13 protein-coding genes are annotated in these 21535 nt (G+C 41.0%); 12 read left to right on the forward strand and 1 reads right to left on the reverse strand.

Going from position 1 to position 21535, the window contains the following annotated elements; all coding sequences use genetic code 11:
• The first annotated feature begins 12 nt into the window (after positions 1 to 12).
• The 9 genes from ACUNWA_RS16665 (at position 13) to ACUNWA_RS16705 (ending at position 14847) form a co-directional block, all read left to right on the forward strand.
• The gene (locus ACUNWA_RS16665; protein ID WP_445593064.1) at positions 13 to 2088 is read left to right on the forward strand and encodes a hypothetical protein; all 2076 of its coding nucleotides are present in this window, start codon (positions 13 to 15) and stop codon (positions 2086 to 2088) included.
• The gene (locus ACUNWA_RS16670) at positions 2066 to 2968 is read left to right on the forward strand and encodes a sialate O-acetylesterase (protein WP_445593065.1); all 903 of its coding nucleotides are present in this window, start codon (positions 2066 to 2068) and stop codon (positions 2966 to 2968) included. Before ACUNWA_RS16665 ends, ACUNWA_RS16670 begins: the two co-directional genes overlap by 23 nt.
• Before the next feature lie 11 nt (positions 2969 to 2979).
• Positions 2980 to 5439, forward strand: coding sequence for a hypothetical protein (locus tag ACUNWA_RS16675; RefSeq protein ID WP_445593066.1), 2460 nt, complete (start codon positions 2980 to 2982; stop codon positions 5437 to 5439).
• Positions 5440 to 5444: 5 nt separating this feature from the next.
• The gene (locus tag ACUNWA_RS16680) at positions 5445 to 7520 is read left to right on the forward strand and encodes a glycoside hydrolase family 172 protein (protein ID WP_445593067.1); all 2076 of its coding nucleotides are present in this window, start codon (positions 5445 to 5447) and stop codon (positions 7518 to 7520) included.
• Between the two features lie 4 nt (positions 7521 to 7524).
• Positions 7525 to 8799: a glycoside hydrolase family 172 protein gene (locus ACUNWA_RS16685; protein ID WP_445593068.1), complete on the forward strand. Its 1275-nt coding sequence runs from the start codon at positions 7525 to 7527 to the stop codon at positions 8797 to 8799.
• 8 nt (positions 8800 to 8807) lie between these two features.
• Complete coding sequence (locus ACUNWA_RS16690; RefSeq protein WP_445593069.1) at positions 8808 to 11726, forward strand: hypothetical protein; 2919 nt, start codon at positions 8808 to 8810, stop codon at positions 11724 to 11726.
• A 346-nt stretch (positions 11727 to 12072) separates the two neighbouring features.
• Complete coding sequence (locus ACUNWA_RS16695) at positions 12073 to 12774, forward strand: 3-keto-disaccharide hydrolase (RefSeq protein ID WP_445593070.1); 702 nt, start codon at positions 12073 to 12075, stop codon at positions 12772 to 12774.
• Positions 12775 to 12784: 10 nt separating this feature from the next.
• Positions 12785 to 14074 carry a Gfo/Idh/MocA family protein gene (locus ACUNWA_RS16700; protein WP_445593071.1) on the forward strand — a complete coding sequence of 430 codons (1290 nt, stop codon included), beginning with the start codon at positions 12785 to 12787 and terminating at the stop codon, positions 14072 to 14074.
• Between the two features lie 179 nt (positions 14075 to 14253).
• On the forward strand, positions 14254 to 14847 hold the full coding sequence (locus ACUNWA_RS16705; protein WP_445593072.1) for an RNA polymerase sigma factor: 594 nt from the start codon (positions 14254 to 14256) through the stop codon (positions 14845 to 14847).
• Positions 14848 to 14870: 23 nt separating this feature from the next.
• Here the strand turns inward: ACUNWA_RS16705 and ACUNWA_RS16710 are convergent, their stop codons facing one another.
• Positions 14871 to 15020: a hypothetical protein gene (locus ACUNWA_RS16710; protein ID WP_445593073.1), complete on the reverse strand. Its 150-nt coding sequence runs from the start codon at positions 15018 to 15020 to the stop codon at positions 14871 to 14873.
• Between the two features lie 84 nt (positions 15021 to 15104).
• On the opposite strand from ACUNWA_RS16710, the gene ACUNWA_RS16715 reads away from it, so the two are divergent.
• From ACUNWA_RS16715 to ACUNWA_RS16725, 3 genes are all read left to right on the forward strand, one after another.
• Positions 15105 to 16076, forward strand: a complete 972-nt coding sequence (locus ACUNWA_RS16715; protein ID WP_445593074.1) for a FecR family protein — start codon at positions 15105 to 15107, stop codon at positions 16074 to 16076.
• 99 nt (positions 16077 to 16175) lie between these two features.
• Positions 16176 to 19547 (forward strand): TonB-dependent receptor, encoded by a 3372-nt coding sequence (locus ACUNWA_RS16720; RefSeq protein ID WP_445593075.1) that lies wholly within the window; start codon positions 16176 to 16178, stop codon positions 19545 to 19547.
• Positions 19548 to 19575: 28 nt separating this feature from the next.
• A complete protein-coding gene (locus tag ACUNWA_RS16725) occupies positions 19576 to 21186 on the forward strand; it encodes a RagB/SusD family nutrient uptake outer membrane protein (RefSeq protein WP_445593076.1) in 1611 nt (536 codons plus the stop codon).
• The last annotated feature ends 349 nt before the right edge of the window (positions 21187 to 21535 follow it).

Here is a 21535-nt window from a genome sequence, read left to right on the forward strand (position 1 = left end):
ACTATCAAATCAATGGCCCTCATTATTTTATTAATAGTTATAATATCAGCCAATATTCAATGTACACAAAAATCAGAGTTTACTATTGCCAACAATTTCCTGTCGCGCACAATCAGTATTGATGGGGGATCGTTGCATACCTTAAAATTGGAAAACAAAGTATCGGGGAAAGAGCTGGTTCCGCAAAACAATGCCGAATTTCAAATCCGGATTTCAGCGGGGACGGATAAGGAAGGAACCGATGTAATCCTTACTTCGCCAGACTTTAGAGTGAAAAAAGTTTTATCAGAAACACCGGAGAAACTGGAATTCTTGTTAAGTAATGAAAAACATGATTTGGATGTTGAGGTCGTTTACGAAATTCAAGCCGATAATTTTTATATGAACAAGCTGCTCAATATCCGGGCGGGCAAAGAACTCACACTTGAAAGGATTGATATTGAAACAATAAAGCTTGATGACATTTATCAGCCTTACAAAATGAAGCAGATTACTGCCTGGGGACCTTCGCAGTGGCGTCCGGGATTGGGGCAGCCGCTTTACACAAAGCAATCGGCAACCTTTTGGGGAACAGAATTTCCGGCTTCATACAATTATGTGGAAAACAATATTGCTTATTGCGGTTACTTGTGGGGAAAAGAAATCAAGGCAGGGCAAACGTATACTACTTACAAATCGGTTTTTGGTGTTGGCGACAATCCTGAATTTATCCAGGATAGTTTTTTTGACTATATCGATAAAATCCGCATCCGCCCGTTACGTTTACAAGTGCAATACAACAGTTGGTTTGATTTCGGGCCTGGAGTTGATAAAGAAAAGTTTGTCGCGAGTGTGAAAAAAGTGAGCCAGGAACTGAACACCGAACGTGGCGTGGCGACATTTAGTGCTTTTGTAATCGACGATGGTTGGCAAAATGCAAACACCGACTGGAGCGACAAGGTGTGGAAAGTGAATGAGAAATTTGATGCCGATTTCGCAAGCAGTTTTGAAAATGTTAAGAAGGCCGGGGCTAATCTGGGTTTGTGGCTCAGTCCTGGTTGTAACTTCGGTGGGCGTCCAGCTGTTCCGTTGATGCGTGAAAAAGGTTTGGAAGCTCTGGATGAATACATGTCGCTGGCCGGTCCAAAATACATGCAGCTGCTTGAAGATCGTATGCTTGAATTAACAACACAGGGCGTTACTTATTTCAAACTTGATGGTTTGTTTGGGCATCTCAATCGCCGCGAATTCGATTTTAAGGGAGGAGCCTACGGTGTTCCAACCATGCCACAACTCGAAACCGAAGGATTTAAACCGGCAGACGAACGTTTAAACGATCCCAAATACGATGAGCTTAAAACCTACTACCTCGTTGCAGGAACCGAGCGTTTAATGGAAATCTTCAAGAAACAGCACAAGGTAAACCCAAATGTATATGTTGTGATTTCAAACGGTGCTTACCTAAGTCCCTGGTGGCTGCAATACATCGATGCTGTCTGGATGATTAATGCAGGCGACGCTGCCGGCGGAAGTAACCGCACTCAAGAGTTGGTTTACCGCGATGGCGTTTATTACGACACGTGGGTGAAAGAGAAAACACAGTTTCCCATCAACTCGGTGTTTAACCACGAACCGAAGAAGACCCAAACCGGCGAAAGCAAAGAACAATTCAGCGAATACCTGTGGATGAACCTTTCACGTGGGACAGGCTTTGTTGAATTGTATATTGTAACTCAAAATCTATCAGAAGCTGATTGGGACGTTTTAGCTGACGGACTGAAATGGGTACGCAAAGTATTCCCATATTTTAAACACGCGAGAATGCACGGTGGAAATCCTAAAAAGATGGAAGTTTACGGTTATACGGGATGGAATGAAAATGGAGGTTATGCATCGTTCCATAATCCATCGGAAACGGAAGCTAAGACCTATACATTCAATGTTAACAGAAACAATGGAACTTTAAAGACCTTAACAAGGTTGCAGCTTTCTTCTCCACTTTCAAATGCAAATGAATTAAATTCAAGGCAAATAGGATTTGGTGAAGAATTGGAGATAAATTTAAAACCGGGAGAAGTAAAAATACTTGAATTTAATCGAGCAAATTAATCGCGATAGTTTAGCTAAAAACAAAAATCAATCGATTAAAAAAATGGCTATGAATGCTAATTTAAAGAGAGTTGGGAGTATAATCTTAATTTTTATGGTGATGACTTCCATGTCGGCATGGAGTAGTGGGAAATTTGGTGTACAAAAGAAAGACGTTCACATATTTATATTAATGGGACAATCGAATATGGCTGGTTATGGGGAGCTGTTGCCACAAGATACTGTGCCATTAAACAAGGTGTGGATGCTGAGAGGATGGACAAACAAAGGGGCTGAGTTTACATGGCATCAAGCAAAACATCCTATCCATAACCGACTAGGAAGTGATCAGTTTGGGCTTGCTGGAGCATTTGCAAAAAAATACCTCGAGAAGCACCCTGAAGTTGAAGTTGCTTTTATTCCTGTGGCTTATGGAGGAGCAGAAATATCGTCTCTGAATAAAGGAACTGATGTATATGCAGATGCGCTGAACAAAGCTATTTGGGCAAAAGAACAAGGTATTGTTAAAGGTATATTGTGGCATCAGGGTGAATCGGATACGGTTACTCCTGAAAAATCGAAGGACTACAGTGAGCGAATGAAGCAATTAATTTTGGACGTAAGATCTGATTTGAAGATTGATAATTTACCTTTTGTACTGGGTAACCTGGCTGAATTTTACGGTACAGGTCCAGATCATGATGCACCTGAAAGAGTAAAGTCAATTAATAGAGTAAAATCTTCACTTCGTAATATGCCCAACTTATTACCTAATGTTGCATTTGTTGAATCTAAGGGATTAAAAGCTCGTCAACACCATATGGTTCACTTTAATAGAGAATCACTTATCATTTTCGGGCAGAGATATGCCAATGCATTTTTTAAACTTCAAAGTAATTAATAATAAAAACTATGAATAGACTCTTTTTATTAATGATGATTGTATGTTGCCTTGCAGCCTGCAATACGGTAACATACAAATCTCTTCTCGAGAACGATTACTTTAAGATATCGCTTGATGACAAAGGACAGCTTACTGAACTTCTCGAAAAGGAATCGGGGGAAAACCTGTTAATGCCAGGCAATAGTGTTTCTTTTTTAACAATTGAGAGTGAAGGGAACAATTATCCAATTTCAAGTTGGAAAAATACCGGTGAAATATTGAAATTCAAATTTGACGGAGCAGGAGCAGAAATTGATGTAAAAATCGAGAACAACAGCAAGTACCTAAGCTTTGAAATTACAAGCTTAAATAGCGAAAAGCGGATTGATAAAGTTACCTGGGGGCCTTATCATGTCTTGCCTTCTGAAAAGATAGGTCAATCAATTGGAATTGCTTATGATGATAACATCGCGATCGGTTTTATGGGGCTAAACCTTAAAAGCCGCGGTGGATTTGAACAGTTAAGCCGCGGGAGATTTGGAAATGCCGCTCAAAAAATTGAAGGAGGCGCTAGCTTAACTGGCTTTGTGCGCGATCGATCTACTTATCGCGTTGTTGATAACTGGGAGCAAAAGTTGGGACAAGCCGTCCCGGTTAACGATAGCGATGCTGAAATAGTGGGTGCGAAATTTGCGCTGTATTGCATACCGGCAGATATTCTTACAGAGGTAATTGAGAAAATTGTATTGGAAGAAAACCTGCCTCATATCAAAAATGGCGATGAGTGGAATAAAACGTCAAAGTATTCAACATCATCGAAGTTTATTATGTCTTTTAATGTCAATAATATTGATGCATGTATTGATATCGCAAAACAGGCTGGTATTACCTGTGTATATCACGGTGGAATTTTTGAAACATGGGGAACTTTTAAACTAAGAGAGCGCGATTTTCCAAACGGTTACCAGTCGGTACGCGAATGTTCTGATAAGGCGGAAAACCAGGGAATAAACCTTGGCGCTCATACGTTAACCAACTTTATTACCACAAATGATCCGCTTGTAACACCTACCCCGCACCCAAACCTGGTTAAGGCAGGAATAACAGAATTAGAAAGAGATATTTCGGAAACTGATAATGAATTGTTGCTACACGACGAATCGATGCGCCCAGCCTATTACGAACCTAATTTGGATAAGGTAAATCCACGCTGGCGTGAACATACAGCCGTACGTATTGGTGACGAAATTATTGAGTACGCCTATTCTACAGCCGATGGCAAATTATTATTAAAAGAGTGTAAGCGTGGTGCATTCGGAACAAAAGCTGTGGCTCATAAAAAAGGTGAGCAAGTGGCTCGATTGATGTCGCATGGATACAAAGTATTTTTTCCGGATATTAACCTGCAAGATGAAATGGCTAAAAATCTGGCTAACTTTTTTAATGAAGCCAACCTGAAACGTATTAGTTTCGATGGTATTGAAGGTGGTTTAGCTTGTGGCCATGGCCGTTATGGCAGCGACCGTTTTGTAAAGGTTTTCTACGATAATCTAAAAAATCCGAATATTGTAGCCAATTCATCGGATGTAACCCACTTCGGATGGCACTATTTTTCAAACGAAAGTTGGGGTGAGCCCTGGACATCAAAAAATTTTAGAGAAGCTCATTTAGAGCATCGAATAGAAGTACAGAAAGGATTAAGGGAAGATTTATTACCCCGTAAAATGGGACAATTTAGTATCAATGCAAAAACGACTAAAAAAGATATGGAATGGGTTATGGGACTTGGCGCAGGTTACGATGCCGGTGTAGATTTCTACATCAGTCCTAATTTCTTCGAGATTAATAAAGAAGCTGCGGATATTTTAGCCGAAATTAGGAAGTGGGAAGAGGCCAGAATGAAAGGTCTTTTTACAAAGGAGCAGAAAGAAAAACTTCGCGATCCGTATACATTTTATGGTTTGGAGGTAAAGGATGGAGTTGCAGAGCTGGTATTTATCGAGTCGTGGGCACCCGAAGGAGGGCGTGCAGCCAGCGAAAATGAATCGAATACTTTACCCGCTGAAATTTTGGCAAGTACGCCAGAAGCTCCGGTTTCTTTAGATTATAAACATGTGAATATGACAACCGAACCGGGACAGCCAACTTCTACCACCTGGGAATATTATTGTGCCGGGGGACAGCAAAATTTGCAATATGTTATCCGTTTGCCAAAAACAGCGAAGGAAAAGGTAAAAGGAATTTACTTAAAAGTAGGTACGCAAAAAGCCGATATGCCGTTTACTCTGGAACCTGGAGATTATATTGTTAATAAGGGCGATGAAACACTTGTTCATTATGCTAAAAATGAAGAGGTGAAAAAAGAAGTGACACTGGATGCCAGTTGTTTCGTAGTAAATGAAGGTCGTAATTTAATCGAATTCGACTACGAAGGTAAAGGCAGAGTTGCAGGACCTGAGATGATTGTAAACTTTCGCACGAATAAGTAAGTATCATGAAGAAAATATTCTTTTTTATCATCGTATTAGTTGCTTTTATCTCGTGCAAAAAAAACAACGAAATAAATCTAAGCTCCCTGCTTAACGAAATGGTCGATAGGGAGCAAATCACCCGTTTTCCCGAGAATAGCTACCAATGTTTGCAGGCCAGTAGTTATAACCGCGAATCGGTTTCGCCCGATAAACCGGGTTGGTTTGCAGATAGCGATGGCATTGGATACATCCGTACTGAAGAAAATAACGGGCAAAAAGAATGGGTAATTATGGAAGACGAAGGCCCCGGCGTAATTGCAAAAATATGGGCTGTTTGTTTTTATTATGGATTGAACGACACTACCGGTGCAAACATCAAATTTTATCTCGACGGAAATCCTGAACCGGTTATTAATACCAATTTCTTTAAGCTTGTAAAAGGTCAGGACTTTGTTAAAGCTCCTTTTGCTGATGAATCAACTCGTGCCGGAAACCTCTATTTTCCGATTCCTTACGCAAAAAGTTGTAAGATCACTATGGACAATAAATCCTTTTACAACATCATCAATTATCGCAAGTATCCCGAAGGAACTCCTGTTAAAACCTTTACCATGCAGGAATTTGAAGAGGTTAAAGAACTACGTAGCCAGGTTGCGTCAAAATTAATAACTCCCGAAATTAAGGAGGGAAAAACGTTTTCTGTTTCAAAGAATATCAAAAAGGGAAAAAGTTTGGAAGTGGAACTTCCTGAAGGGAACAGAGCTGTAAGACAATTGGAAATTAAAATTGATGAAGCCGTAAATTTGGCACAGGCATTACGTTCAACAGTTTTAGTTGGCGAATTTGACGGCAAAACAACAATTTGGTGTCCGCTTGGTGATTTTTTTAACAACGTTGGAAAAATTCAGCCTTATAGCATGTGGGAACGTTCGGTGAAAAACGATGGTAAAATGATTTGCCGTTGGGTGATGCCTTATAAAAATTCAGGAAAAATTATACTGAAAAATTTATGGAACGAACCGGTAAGCGTTAGTCTTAAAATGACTGAGGATAAGTACGATTGGACTCCTAATAGCATGCATTTTTACGCATCATGGCGCATGGATCCTCCAACTCCAACTTTCCCGCTTTTCGATTGGAACTTTCTGGAAGCCAAAGGTCGCGGTGTAGTGGTTGGCGACCAGTGGACCGTACTTAACCCGCGAGAAGGCTGGTGGGGCGAAGGCGATGAGAAAATTTACGTTGATGATGATTTTGATCGCAATTTTCCATCGCATTTTGGAACTGGTACAGAAGATTACTATGGTTGGGCTGGTGGAAAAGTTCCTACTCCAGCTGATGAGTTTTCAAAACCCTTTCTGGGAAATATCATCGTTGCCAATCCCCGGTCGATGGGGTACAACGTCTGTTCCAGAACACGATCATTGGATGTCATTCCTTTCAAAAATAGAATTCGATTTGATGTTGAATCGTCGTGCGGAACCCGCCAACGCTGGCATTTTCTTCAATATTCGCAAACCACATTTTGGTACGGAACGTCCGGAGTAAAGTACAACAGACAACCACAGCCTGAAATGGCGGCACTGGAATTGCCTACTTTGGAGGGACTTCAGCAAAAAGTGGAGGAAGCTAAGAACCAACAATATATTGTTGGCGGAGCTTTGGAGGCCGAGATACTAAAACTGTCGAATAGAAGCGAAACTGTTATTGAAAATCATGCCAATATTCCGGTGTGGGGAGAAATGAGCAGCGGTGCAATGAAAGAGCTTTGGTTTGAAAAACCCGGTGATTTTACTGAAATAAAACTTACGGAACAATTCGAAAAGTCAGATCTTAAATTTTGCGCAGCAGTTGGAAGGATTTGTGGAAATTTCGACATTTATGTGAATGGGAAGTTGAAAACTTCTCAGGACTTATTCTCGAATCACCAGGGAATGACCAATCCGTACGTCGATTTGGGCGAAAATGAGCCTGAAAACAATGCATTTACGATCCGTTTTGTTTTGAAAGAGGCAAATCCCCATTCAAGCAAAGTAAATGGCAAATACGCACTTGGAATTGACTTTTTTCTGGTTGAGAATGACTTTTTAAACCGATAAGATTATGAACAGATTAACTAGCCTTGTATTAATTAGTTCTCTTGTTGTTTATGCAGCATGCTCGACAAAACAAGAGGGATTTAATCCTGCTCAAATTAACCAGCTTTACAAAGCTGCTCCAGAAGGGGTGAAATCCCGTTGGGCCAGTGCCGAAAACGTAAATGCGGAAAAAGGTAAAGGAGGAATGACCAATAAGGGCGCAAAAGGAGATGCATACACACTAATTGCCCCGGGAACCAGCAAAGTAATTTTTAATCAAGAAGGAGCCGGAATGATTACTAAGATATGGTCGGCCAATTCGCTGGTCTGGACACCGGAAAACCGCCGCAAGGTTAAAATTGAAATGTATTGGGATGATGAAGAGAAACCCGCAGTTTCTGTTCCATTTACTGATTTCTTTGGAATTGGATTAGGATTAATGCGTCCGTTTGAATGTGAATTGTTTTCGGCACCGGAAGGACGTTCGCACAACTGTTTTATTCCGATGCCCTACCGCACTGCTGCCCGCATTGAAGTGGTAAATGAATCGGAGGATATTATCATGTTCTACTACAAAATCAATTTTGTAAAAGTAAAGAAACATGCCGATGATGTATTGTATTTTCATTCATATTGGCATCGTGATATAAAAACCACACGGGGAGTTGACTTTGAGATTCTTCCTAAAGTGGAAGGCCGCGGGCGCTACCTGGGAACCAATATTGGCGTTGTAGGCGATTCTACCTATCAAGGAACATGGTTCGGCGAAGGAGAAGTAAAAATCTATCTCGACGGGGATACTGAATTCCCAACTCTTGTTGGTACCGGAACCGAAGATTATATTGGAACCGGATGGGGGCAGGGCGAATATGCCCATCAAATACAGGGCTCACTGGTTTCCGATAAGGAGCATGACATTTACACCTTTTATCGCTATCATACGATTGATCCTGTTTACTTTCATAGCGATTGTAAAGTTACTATTCAACAAATCGGGAACTCTGTACGTGACAACCTGCGACGGATGCGCGAAAACCGAGCTGAATTTGAGGTGGTTTGGTCTTACGTTGAAAAGGATGGATTAAACGCTAGCAAACGTTATCTTGACATGGATAACCCTCCTAAAATTGAGGACGATAATTTCCCCAATGGAGTATCGACTAACTTCTTCCGCAGCGACGATGTATCGGCAACCGCATACTTCTACCTCGACAAGCCAAGTAATAAACTGCATGAAATTCAATCTTTAGAAGAACGAACTCAGAATATGAAAGAAAAAGTATATCAATTTCAAAAATAGAAAACCAAATGACCAAAAACCTGATTTTAGGATTAGTCTTATGTGTATCAGCCTGTACACTTTGGGCTCAATCATTCAAAAAAGATGTAGAAAAACTACCTGTTATTAGTGGTATCTACGAAACTGGTGTTGAAAACGATTGGCTTTTAAAAAAGCCGTCAGAAAAGGCACAGGTTTTCAGAAACGAGAGCAGTAATGAATTAATCCTGTCAAATGGTATTATTTCCCGTTCATTCAGATTAAGTCCGAATGCAGCAACTACCAGTTTAAAAGTATTGAGCAAACAGAAAGAACACATACGCGCGGTAAAACCCGAAGCCATTATTTCAGCAAATGGGTTTACCATAAATGTGGGGGGATTGGAAGGACAGCCTAACCTTGCCTTTCTTTGTCCTGATTGGCTTGATGATTTAACAGCAGATCCATTATCCTTTAAATTGTCGGGATTCAAAATTGGCGCACCGGAGAAACGTTTTGATTGGAAGAAAGTTCGCCACTGTGCACCTAATGCAGAATGGCCACCCAAGGGTGTGAAACTGCAAATGGATTACCAACTCACTGATGTATTGCCTGAAGATTTGATTTCCTTGGCACAGGAGAGTAACATTGGCCGTAAAGAAATCTACACTGATGATTTTACATCAATGGCAGATGTATGGAATATTCGCACCAGCTCAACCCACAAAAGAAGTTCTTTTTTTAATGAAGGGAAACCCGGGGAAATTTACACACCCAACAATACCGCGGTTTATGCCGAATATAAATTACCAGCTGGGACAGGTTTGGTGGAAACCTCTATTGATGCAGGAACTGACTTGAGCGGTTTCTGGGGGCCGGGAATTGCGCTGGTCTGGAACAGCCGAACCATAAAATTCAATATGCGCCCAGGAAACGAATCGGGCATGAAAAATAACGGAGCCTGGCGGTTTACCGTTTATGATGGGAAGCGCGAGAATACTCGTGCAGGAGGAAAAGATAATGTCGATTTCAGCGGAACATGGTTTTTACGTCTCCGTATTGATGGCTCAAAAGTTTATTGCGAAGCAAAGCCTAAGAAAGGAAAGTGGAAAACCTACGAAACCATTGATTTTGAAACAGAAGTTCCTGATCCGGTTTCTGTTCGCATTGGTAAGTTAGGGAAGAATGCATCGGGTGAAGACCACGAGTTCCCAGGAGAATTAGTACGCCTGAAAATGAATAGTTTTGCAGCTTATGGAAAACTAAACCAGAGTGAAATTGAAAAAATAAAATCGAAATTAAGCGACTTGCAAAAGTTGGTTGTTACTGTGAATTATGAATTGTACGATGGAATCCCAACAATCTCAAAATGGGTAACGGTAAAGAATAAGTCAGGTAAGTCAGTAAAAGTCGATCAAATTATTTCGGAGTATCTGGCCATTGCCGACCATAATCCTTATGGTGGTTACCGTGGACGTGAAGATTTGAAAGTAAAACCCAACATTCATTTCGAAACCGACATGGCATTTTCAGCCATGGCAGCAAAGGTAGCCAATAGCCAGACGGTACATTGGGGAACCGATCAGGATTATATTACACAAATATCATGGGTTCAGGATATTCTGAACACCATGCGTATATACCCGGAACAGGGCTATCACTTAAATGTGGCTCCCGGAGAATCTTTTGAGTCAATCCGCACTTTTTTGATTCCTTACGATTCGTACGATAAGGAACGAAACGGTTTGGCACAGCGAAAAATGTATCGTAACGTTGCTCCTTGGATAACCGAAAATCCGATGATGTTTCACATTACCAGCTCGAAGTGGGAAGATTATACAACCGGAATCGACCAGGCAGAAGAGGTGGGGTATGAGATGGTGAATTTTTCGTTTGGCAGTGGTTTTAATCCCGAAGACGAAAGCGAAGAGAACTATGCAAAAATGAAAAAGTATGCTGAGTATGCCGATAGCAAAGGAATAAAAATTGGAACGTATTCATTGTTAGCTTCCCGCCGCATTAGTGATAAAGATGATGTCGTAAATCCCCAAACAGGAAAAACCGGTGGCTTTGCTACTTTTGGGAATTCTCCTTGTCTGGAAAGTGAATGGGGACAGGAATATTTCCGTAAAATGTACCGCATGTTTTCAGAAACAGGTTTTATGACTTTCACGCATGATGGTAGTTACCCTGGAGACGTTTGTGCTTCAACTGAACATCCCGGACATGAAGGATTGGGCGATTCACAGTACACTCAGTGGAAAACAATTACTGATTTTTATAAATGGTGTAAAAGCCAAGGGATTTACCTGCGTGTCCCTGATTACTATTATTTGTCGGGATCGAACCAAAATGGGGTGGGCTATCGGGAAAATAACTGGTCACTTCCTCGCCGTCATCAGTTAATTCATACGCGGCAGAATATTTTCGACGGAACATGGGAAAGTACACCAACAATGCGTTGGAGCTTTATCCCACTGGCACAGTACCATGGCGGAGGGGCTGCAGCTACCATTGAACCACTAAACGAGCATCTTGATCATTACGAAATGATGTTGGTTAGCAACATTGGTTTGGGCATCCAATCGGCCTTGAGAGGCCCGCGTTTATACGATACTGAAAAAACCAAACAAATGGTAACGCGTGTGGTAAGCTGGTATAAAAAATACCGAGACATTTTGGAAAGCGACATCATTCACCTTCGTCGTGCCGATGGTCGTGATATTGATTATATGATGCACGTTAATCCTGAACTTAAGGAAAAAGGATTTTTACTTGTGTTTAATCCTACCGACAATGTTATCAGGAAGAAGATTATTGTTCCACTGTACTACACAGGCTTGAGTGACGAGGCTAAAATAAGGGAACAGAAAAATCAGGCAAAAACATATAAACTTAACCGGGAATATGAAGTTGAAATAGAAGTGGAAGTTCAACCCAATTGGTACAACTGGTATGTAATAGAATAGATGTGTTTGTCGCAAAGATGAGATCATGAAGAACTTGCGACTAGGCTAATCGGTTGAACTTATCACGGAGGGAACAGGTTTGTAAGGATTGCGATGACCCTAACCGCCGGGGAATTGCCGGGTTCTTTTATTTCATCTTTATGGGTGTCGTTTTGCTTTCTGAAATCATCGGTATTGAAAAAAAGCAGCTTCAAAAGTTCTTTTAAAATCGATTTAATCATAAAATTTTGAGAAATTTAAAATTCAAAAAAAGATTAATACTTTTAGCACAGAAACACTACTAGGTGTTATATTTTTAACAGGTTTAATCAATAAACCTCTAACCAATAAACTAAATTATAAATAAATGAATCAAAAAGTATTTTTAGTGGCAGTCATGCTATCTGTCACATTCTTGAGCAGTGCACAAGGATTAAACAAACTAACAAAAGAAGAAAAAAAGGCAGGCTGGGAATTGCTGTTTAACGGACAAAACCTTGACGGGTGGAAGATATTTCAAGGTGGGGAAGTACAAGGTTGGAAGGTAATTGACGGTATTTTGAATAACTCAGGAGTGGGGAGCGACCATGGTGGCGATATCATTTCCAGAAAGGAGTTTAAAGACTTTGAGTTGTATCTGGAATGGAAAATTGCCCCGAAAAGTAACAGTGGAGTTTTTATTCGGGTGCAGGAAGGCGACACCAAAAAGATTTATGAAACAGGGCCAGAGTACCAGTTGCTTGACGATAAAGGGTGGCCAACCAAATTAGATGATAGCCAATACTCCGGAGCCAACTATGCGATGCATACACCTCAGGGAGCTAAAGTAAAACCCATTGATGAGTGGAATACAACTCGCATTATTGTAAACGGAAGCCAGGTACAGCATTTTCTTAATGGAAAGAAAGTGGTTGAATATGAGCTTTGGACGGATGAGTGGAAAGCCTTAAAAAGTAAGAGTAAATGGAAAGATGCACCGCTTTATGGAATGGCAGAAAGAGGCCATATTGGTTTACAGGATCATGGCGGTTTAACACAGTTTAGAAACATCAAGATCAGAAAACTATAAATCGACACACATGAAAAGAAGAGATTTTCTAAAAGGAGCAGCCATATTTGGCTCAATAACCATGTTGCCTTCATCGGTTTGGGCACTGGCAAAAAATGGTAAACTAAGAACTGCTCATATAGGTGTTGGCGGAATGGGAAATGCCGATTTGGGCTCCATTGCTTCGCATCCACAGGTTGAGGTTACAGCCCTGTGCGATGTCGACACCATTCGGCTGGCGGCTGCCAAAAAGTTGCATCCTAAGGCGAAAACATTCAGCGACTATCGGGTGCTATTTGATAAAATGGGTGGCGCCATTGATGCGGTTATTGTGTCAACACCAGATCATACTCACGCTCCTGCATCGATGTTGGCGATGCAAATGGGCAAGCCTGTTTATTGTCAGAAACCTTTGACACATCATGTTTCAGAGGCCCGGGCGATGCGCAAATATGCCGAGGATAATAAGCTCATCACTCAAATGGGGATTCAGTGCCATTCCAGTGACATGTATTTAAAAGCTGCGCTTTTGATTCAATCAGGAATTATTGGAAAAGTAAACACCGTGCGTGCCTGGTCGCCAAAAAACTGGGGATACGATGGATCGGCTCCAACGGGAAGCGATCCAATTCCATCCACACTGGACTGGAATTTATGGTTAGGAACTTCGCCTGAGCGACCGTATAAAGACAAAATTTACCATCCGGGTAATTGGCGTAAGCTATTGGATTATGGATGTGGAACATTGGGAGATATGGGGGTTCATATTTTTGATACGCCTTATACTGCGCTTGAGTTGGATGTTCCAAGAACCATTAAAACCAAATGTCGTAAGCCAACCGGTTTTGGACACCCCGAGAACAATGTGGTTGAATACGAATTTCCGGGAACTAAATACACGGCCGAAAGTTTAAAGTGGGTTTGGTACGACGGGCCTGGAGCTCCTAAAAAACACAAAGACCTGGAGTTGCCCAACAATGAAAAGTTACCAGAACAGGGAGCGATGTTTATAGGCGAAAAAGGGAACATGCTCCTGCCTCACTGGGATTATCCGAAACTAATTGTGAATGGAAAATATGAGCCCATTGATTTTCCTGACATACCAAAAGCCGATCATTATCACCAGTTTGTTGATGCTTGCTTAGGAAAAGATGAGTGTAGTGCTCCGTTTACCTATGCCGCACGATTAACCGAATCTATTTTGTTGGGGGTAATTGCCAACCGCTTTCCTAAGCAGACTTTACATTGGGATATTGCATCAGCAAAATTTGTTGAAGCAGAGGCCAATAAATTGTTAGATTTTAAATACAGAAAGTTTTAAGTCTGTACTGTTATAGCGATACTAATTGGGCACTTTTTTATGGTGCCCTTTTTTTATGGTTATTGGGAGCTGAATTTATAATGAATGTCGTTTCTTTTTTTGCACCACCAGTTACTCATCTCAAGGATAAGAATGATTTGTTTTTTTTGCCTAAATTGCGTGCCCTTTAGTGCTTATGAATGATTGACAGATCTCTAAATACTGACCTGAAAACCGGAAATCCTTCTAGTTATGACAAGTTATACTCCTTAACTTCGGCACGGCTAAAGAATTACTGCAAAATATTTTTGAAAGATCATTTGGTGGTTGAGGATGTCGTCCAGGATGCTTATGTCCGCTTGTGGGAGAAACGAGACTTTATAAAAATGGATAAATCTGTCGAGAGCCTCTTATTTACCATTGTTCGGAATCAATGTTTAAACTACCTGCGAGACCAAAAATCACAACAGGATTCTTTTTCGCTGGACGAATATGACTGGAGCGATTTGCAGCATCTGTATCAAATTGACTTTACGGGAGGAGAGGAAGCATCGCTGGAAGAGCAGTTGTTTGAATCCTTAAAGGAAGCAATTGATCAGTTGCCGGAAAGACAGCAGCAAGTATTGGTCAAATGCAAGATTGAAGGTCGGAAGCAACAAGAAGTGGCTGATGAACTGGGAATTTCATTGAAAGCCGTTGAGAAGAATCTAACTAAAGCTAAAAAGCATTTGCGGGCAAGTTTAATCAGACGTTTCCCGGAACTTTCCTTACTCATTATTATGCTGCTGAAGTAATTTTCAGCTTGAACGAATTCGGTTCATTTCAGTTTCGTCAAAAAATCACACACCTTTAAATCAGATACGTTGAGGAAGCGGTAAGACTGGGCGACATTTTTTTCGATTGTATCTATAGCTTTTTCGCCTTCTTTTTCTTCTTTGTTAGTTCGTTGATTTCCTAATGATGCCATTTCAAAGAAATAAGACTCGAAAAAATTGTCCTAGGGGGGTAGGGGTTTTTCATTTTCGGTGTATTAATGATGAAAGGCATGAACATGGAAAAGAAAATACAACACTATTTGGAGGGCAAGCTTCCTGAAGAGGAGCAGGAACATTTGCTGGCTTGGATTCGGAAAGACAATAACCAGGAACGATTTGATTTAATCAAAAAGGATTGGTGGAAAAAACATCAGGCGGGTCAGCAAAAGACCATCCTGAATTTGGGCCAATCTCGCCTGCGCAATCGATTGAAAGAAAAACAGGAGCTGCAAAAATCGAAACGCTACTTAGCGTTTTACCGCTATGCCTCCATTGCCTTATTGGTTTTAGGCTTATCCGGTGCTGCAATGGTATATCGTACTTATTCCAACACCGAGCTTCAATATACTGCGTTTCATACTGACCCGGGCCAAATCTCCAGCATGACCTTATCGGATGGTACAAGAGTGTGGATTAACTCCGGAACTCAACTCCGGTATAACAATCAATATGGGGTTCGAAATCGGGATGTGCAAGTTGTTGGCGAAGCTTATTTTGAAGTTGCCAAAGATAAAAAACGTCCTTTTATAGTCGATATGGGAGCCCTGAAAGTGGAAGTTACAGGAACCCAGTTTGGCGTTTCAAATTATGCAGATACCGAAGAGATGAATGTTGTGCTGAAAGAAGGCTCAGTTAACATTCGTTCAGCAAAAAATAAACTGCTAACCCGGTTGAAGCCCGATGAGTTGGCTTTGTTTAATAAGCAAGATAATACCTTGGAAACCTTGACTGTGGAGCCTGAAAGTTACATTGCCTGGAAAGATGGGATTCTTCATTTTTTTGAGTTGCCACTTGAGCAACTGGCTGTAAAGCTTGAAAAGAGATATAACCAGCAATTTGAAGTTGATTCAGCGGTGAAGAATTTCCCCTATACATTTAGTATCGAGGGAGAATCACTATCAGAGGTGTTGCATCTGATTGAACGGGTTTCACCGGTTAAAGCAATTCAAGAGGAAGACGTCATAAAATTCAAATATATGAATCACTAAATAAGAAAAAACAGGAAAGTGCGGGAACACTTTCCTGAGGTCAAACCTGTCATCGGTAAATGACAATTTATTAAAACCTTTTTAATTCAGTTCAAAATTATGAAAAAAAAATTAGGAATCTGGGGATCCTTGTCTCCATTTGTTAAATCTCAAACGGGAAGAATTATGCGTTTATCGTTTCTCTTTCTTTTGGCTGGGCTCATGCAGGTATCTGCTAGCTCGTATAGCCAAAATGCCCGGCTAAACCTTGATTTTCAAGATGCACAGGTCCGGGAAGTCATGCAGGCGATTGAAAGTCAAAGCAAATATCGATTTGCTTACAGCTCTGAATTTATTGATATCAGTCAGGAAGTTGATATATCGCTTCGGGAACAGACCATTGAACAAACCTTAAAAGCCTTGTTCGACGGATCAGATATTAGCTATAGTATTGAAGATCGCGTGATTCTTCTTTCAGCTAGACAGACACGAAGCACCATTCAACAAGCGGTTCAGATTACTGGAAAAGTAACCGACTCTACAGGTCAGCCACTTCCTGGTGTTACCGTTTTGATAAAAGGAACAGCGCGGGGAACCGTAACTGACTTTGATGGAAAGTATTCGATTGGTGATGTTCCTGGAAATGGAGCGCTGATGTTTTCTTTCGTTGGAATGCGAACAGAGGAAATTATGGTTGACAACCAATCGTCAATCAACTTGGTAATGGTTGAAGATGCGATTGGCCTGGAAGAAGTAGTCGCTGTTGGTTACGGAACTCAAAAGAAGGTTAACTTAACCGGATCGGTAGCAACAGTTAAAGCAGAAGAATTAGCCAATCGCTCTACCAGTACCACAATCGAAGCTCTTCAAGGGGCCGTTCCCGGAGCTGTGGTAACACGCGGTAGTGGCTTGCCAGGTCAGGAGGATTTCAAAATTCAGATTCGTGGAGCAACTTCCATTAATAATCAGCCGGTATTGGTTTTGGTTGATGGTGTTTCCGGAAGTTTAGATCGCGTTCAGCCAGAAGATATCGAATCAATCTCGGTATTGAAAGATGCTGCAGCTGCCGCTATTTATGGGTCGCGTTCGGCAGGTGGTGTTATTTTGATCACGACTAAAAAAGGAGCCAAAGGAAAAGTGACGGTGAACTATAACGGACTTTATACCATTAACAAACCAGCAAGAATGCCAGAGCCACTTCCAATGGGAGAAATTGCTTTGATGCAAAATATTTCCAGAGAGAATGCTGGTTTAGCCGCTAACTGGAAACCAGAAGACATTGATAAAATCAATGATCCGAATATCTGGTATGAAGCAGACCCAAACAAACCGAATGCCTGGAAATGGTTTGGAGATAACAATTATGTGGATCTAATGATTAATGAAGATGTTCCACAGCAAAACCATAACATTTCCGTTTCAGGTGGACAGGAGAAGTTATCCTATCGGGTATCGACAACCTATTTTCAAAAGCAAGGTTTGTTGAAATACGGGAATGACGACAACCAGCGCTATTCAATGCGGATGAATCTTGGTTCAAACATCAACAAGTATATTCGTTTGGAAACAGATGCATCATTCTATCGGAACAACTATGAGCAACCTTCATATGGAAACATGGAAGGAAACTACTCGAACTTATATAAAATTTATACGATCCGTGGGTTATATCCTCTTTATACCCCACTTGGAAACATTACCGGATTTGCCTCACAGTTAACAGCAGGAACAACAGAAGTGACTAAAGACCGTTATCAGTTGAACAGCCGGTTATATGTTACTGATCTGGTAAAAGGGCTAAAAATTTCTGTTGTAGGAGGTCTTCGGAGTGATGTTGACAGAACATTTAGTTACTTGAAAAAGGCTCCAATTATTGGCGCTGATGGTTCATCAATTATCGGTTCAGATAATCCCAATGATAGGGTTTATAGGAGCAGTGCCGATGTCTTAAAAAAGGATTTCCAATTCTTGGTTGATTATGACAAGTCGTTCGGGAAACATACCTTTCATGGACTTGCTGGTTACTCTTTTGAAGAATATAATTATACGTATTGGAATGCTCAGGCAAACGGTTTGGTGAATGATAACTTGTATAGTTTTGACTGGGCTGATATCAGCAGTTATAAAGCTACGGACAATATGCAATCGAATGCATTCCAAGCTGTCTTTGGACGTTTAACCTATAACTATGATAGTCGCTATCTTTTTGAAGCTAATGTTCGCTATGATGGAAGTTCAAAATTGGCAAAAAAAGATCGCTACCAGATTTTTCCATCATTTTCTTTGGGATGGCGCGTTTCGCAGGAGTCTTGGTTTAATGTTCCTTTTATTAGTGAAGCCAAAGTACGTGCCTCGTGGGGGCGTTTAGGAAATGGAGATGTCCTTGGTAACTACGATTACATTGCGATGCTGAATAGCAGCAAAGGACTCATTCTGGATGGTGCGCAAAGTCAGTATATCTATCAGGGAAGATTAGCCTCGGCTGAGAAAAGCTGGGAAACTATTGAAACATCTAACATTGGTGTCGACCTGGGATTCTTTGATAATAAACTGACAATGACTGGGGATTACTTTGTGAAGTATAACAAAGACATGTTGGTCAATGTAACTTATCCGTCAGTAATTGGGGTAAGTGTTCCGGCATTTAACGCAGGAGAATTGAAAACCTGGGGTTGGGAAATGTCGGCGACATGGAAGCAAAAGGTTAAGGATTTTACGTACTCCGTATCATTTAACTTGGGCGATAGTGAAAACGAGCTGGTTGAGTATTACGGAAAGAATGTGATTGGTGAAGGCGTGAATAAATTGATTGAAGGTATGCCAATTAATTCGATCTACGGATACAAAACGGATGGATACTTTCAAACTCCGGAAGAGGTTGAAGGTCATCCATATCAAAGTAGTGTGACTGGTGTTGGGGATGTGAAATATGTCAACATGAATGATGATGACAAGATTAATGCTGGAAGACAATCAATTGAAGATCACGGTGACTTGGTGTACCTTGGGAATACCAGTCCTCGTTATAACTACGGAATTACAGCCAATGCGGCTTACAAGGGTTTTGACTTATCAATCTTCTTCCAAGGAGTTGGAAAACGTAACTTCTACGTAAACTCAATGGACTTGATGCCTTTTGCTTATAGCTGGGTGAATCCTTATACCATCCATCGCGATTACTGGACTCCGGATAACCCAGATGCCTATTTCCCTCGTTTGTATGAGCGTGGATTCCATAACTTCAAAGTAAGTGATAAGTGGGTGCAAAACGGTGCTTATGTCCGTCTGAAGAATGTTCAGTTGGGCTATACTATTCCTAGGAACATTACCATGCGTGCAGGAATTGAAAAACTGCGAGTTTATTTCACAGGACAGGATCTTTGGGAGAAAACGAAAACCCTTAAAATCTATGATCCTGAAATGCCTCAGGGAAGTAGTTACCGTTATCCATTTACCAGAGGTTTTGCTTTTGGGGTGAACCTAACATTCTAATTTTTGCGAAATGAAAAAGACAAACATTATGAAGAAATATCTTATTCTTTCACTCGTTGCCTTGATGAGTTTTTCATGTGACTTGGACCGTTACCCGGAAGGAGATTTATCGGATGCGGTATTTTGGAAAACAGAAGGCGATTTTATACAGGCGTTAAATTCGTTATATCCTTCAATCCCAGGGTGGACTCGCTTCAATGATGATAACATGAGTGATATCCAGGTGAGTAACGCTGCCAATAGTATTAGTGATGGTTCCTATGAGCCTTCATCCAGTTTTGGACCTTGGAATGGAGCGTATTCAACTATTCGAAGAGCAAACAATATCATCACGAAGCTTGGAGCAGTTGACTTAGGAGTATCGGATGCATTGGAAGCTGAAGCTCGTTTTTTCAGAGCGCTGGCCTATTTTCAATTGGTGAAAGCTTATGGTGATGTACCTTTGATTATGGAAGTGTTGGATATTTCAAGCGAAGACCTGTACGCAGGGCGCACGCCACGAAAAGAAGTGATTGATCAGGTGATTGTCGATCTTGACTTTGCGGTGACTCATCTTTCTGCAAAATCAGAATTGAGCCAAAAAGGTCGAGTGACTAGTGGTGCTGCTTTGGCCCTTAAAGCACGTGTGGCTTTGTATGAAGGAACTCGTGCAAAATACCATAACTACGGCTACGAAGCAGAGCTTTTGCAACAAGCAAAAACTGCTGCAAAAGCGGTGATTGACAGCGAAGAATATGCCCTGTACTCGGCAAAAGGGAATGGGTACGATAACTACAACAGCCTTTTCTTATATGATGGAGAAGGTAGTGACGAAACCATCTTGGCTCATGAGTATGGAACAGGCGATGACAATCCTGTAGCTTATTTCAACAACCGGAACCTCGAACAAGGACAAGCGTGTGCTACCCGTAAACTGGTAGACTCTTATCTTTGTATGGATGGTTTGCCTATTGAGCAGTCTCCTTTATTTCAGGGATGGACCGAATATTCTTCTGAATTCCAAAACCGTGATCCACGTTTATTATCGGTTATATTGAAGGAAGGAGATGACCTTAAAGGAGCAAACAGTCCATGGACACCTTCAATTTATTCAACTCTATCCGGCATTTTGTTTAAAAAGTATGCGTATGCGCCTGACTGGGTAACTCAGAAATCTTATATCGATTGGATGTTTATTCGCTATGCCGAAGTGCTTTTGATTTATGCTGAAGCAACTTATGAATTGGACGGTCAAATTTCAGATGCAGATCTGAATATTTCGATTAACAAGTTGAGAGATCGCGTTGAAATGCCTCACTTGACTAACGCTTTCGTTCAAGCGAATGGATTGGATATGTTGGAAGAAATCAGACGTGAGCGTCGCTGTGAGTTGGTGATGGAAGGGTTCCGTTACGATGATATTATGCGCTGGAAAATTGCAGAAGAAGTGATGCCAGAGACGGTTTATGGTGCACGCCTTTTTGCCGGCGAGTATAAGGATGTAAATCCGGAATCACTGAACCTGACAGCTGACAGCATTATTATTGCACAGCCAGCCACTAAGCGGACTTTTGATCCTGCAAAACATTACTTGTGGCCATTGCCAATTAGCCAGTTAGGCTTAAATGAAAATCTGACTCAGAATCCGGGCTGGGATTGATCTTATTTAGTTTCTAAATAAAAGGCCAAAGCCATAATTCGTTGTAATTATGGCTTTGGTAATTTTTGTGATGTGTTGAAAAGAAGATAGATATTAGAAAGAATTATAAGCTGCAGAGGGAGGTTAGGTTGAATCACTAAGGTCGTTTAAGGTTTTCTTGTTTAGTGATTTGTGTGGTTGGATCTTTGTCATGTGTACTATTTCGTTCAATTTTTAACCGATTAAAATTTAACAATACTTCAACTACTATTTACGATGAACAAACTAAAAATAACTTCAATTATTTGCTTACTTATTTTGCTAAGCAATTTCTCATTTGGGCAGACAGCAGATACGCTGATTGTCCAAA

It is taken from the genome of Sunxiuqinia sp. sy24 (assembly GCF_052677165.1).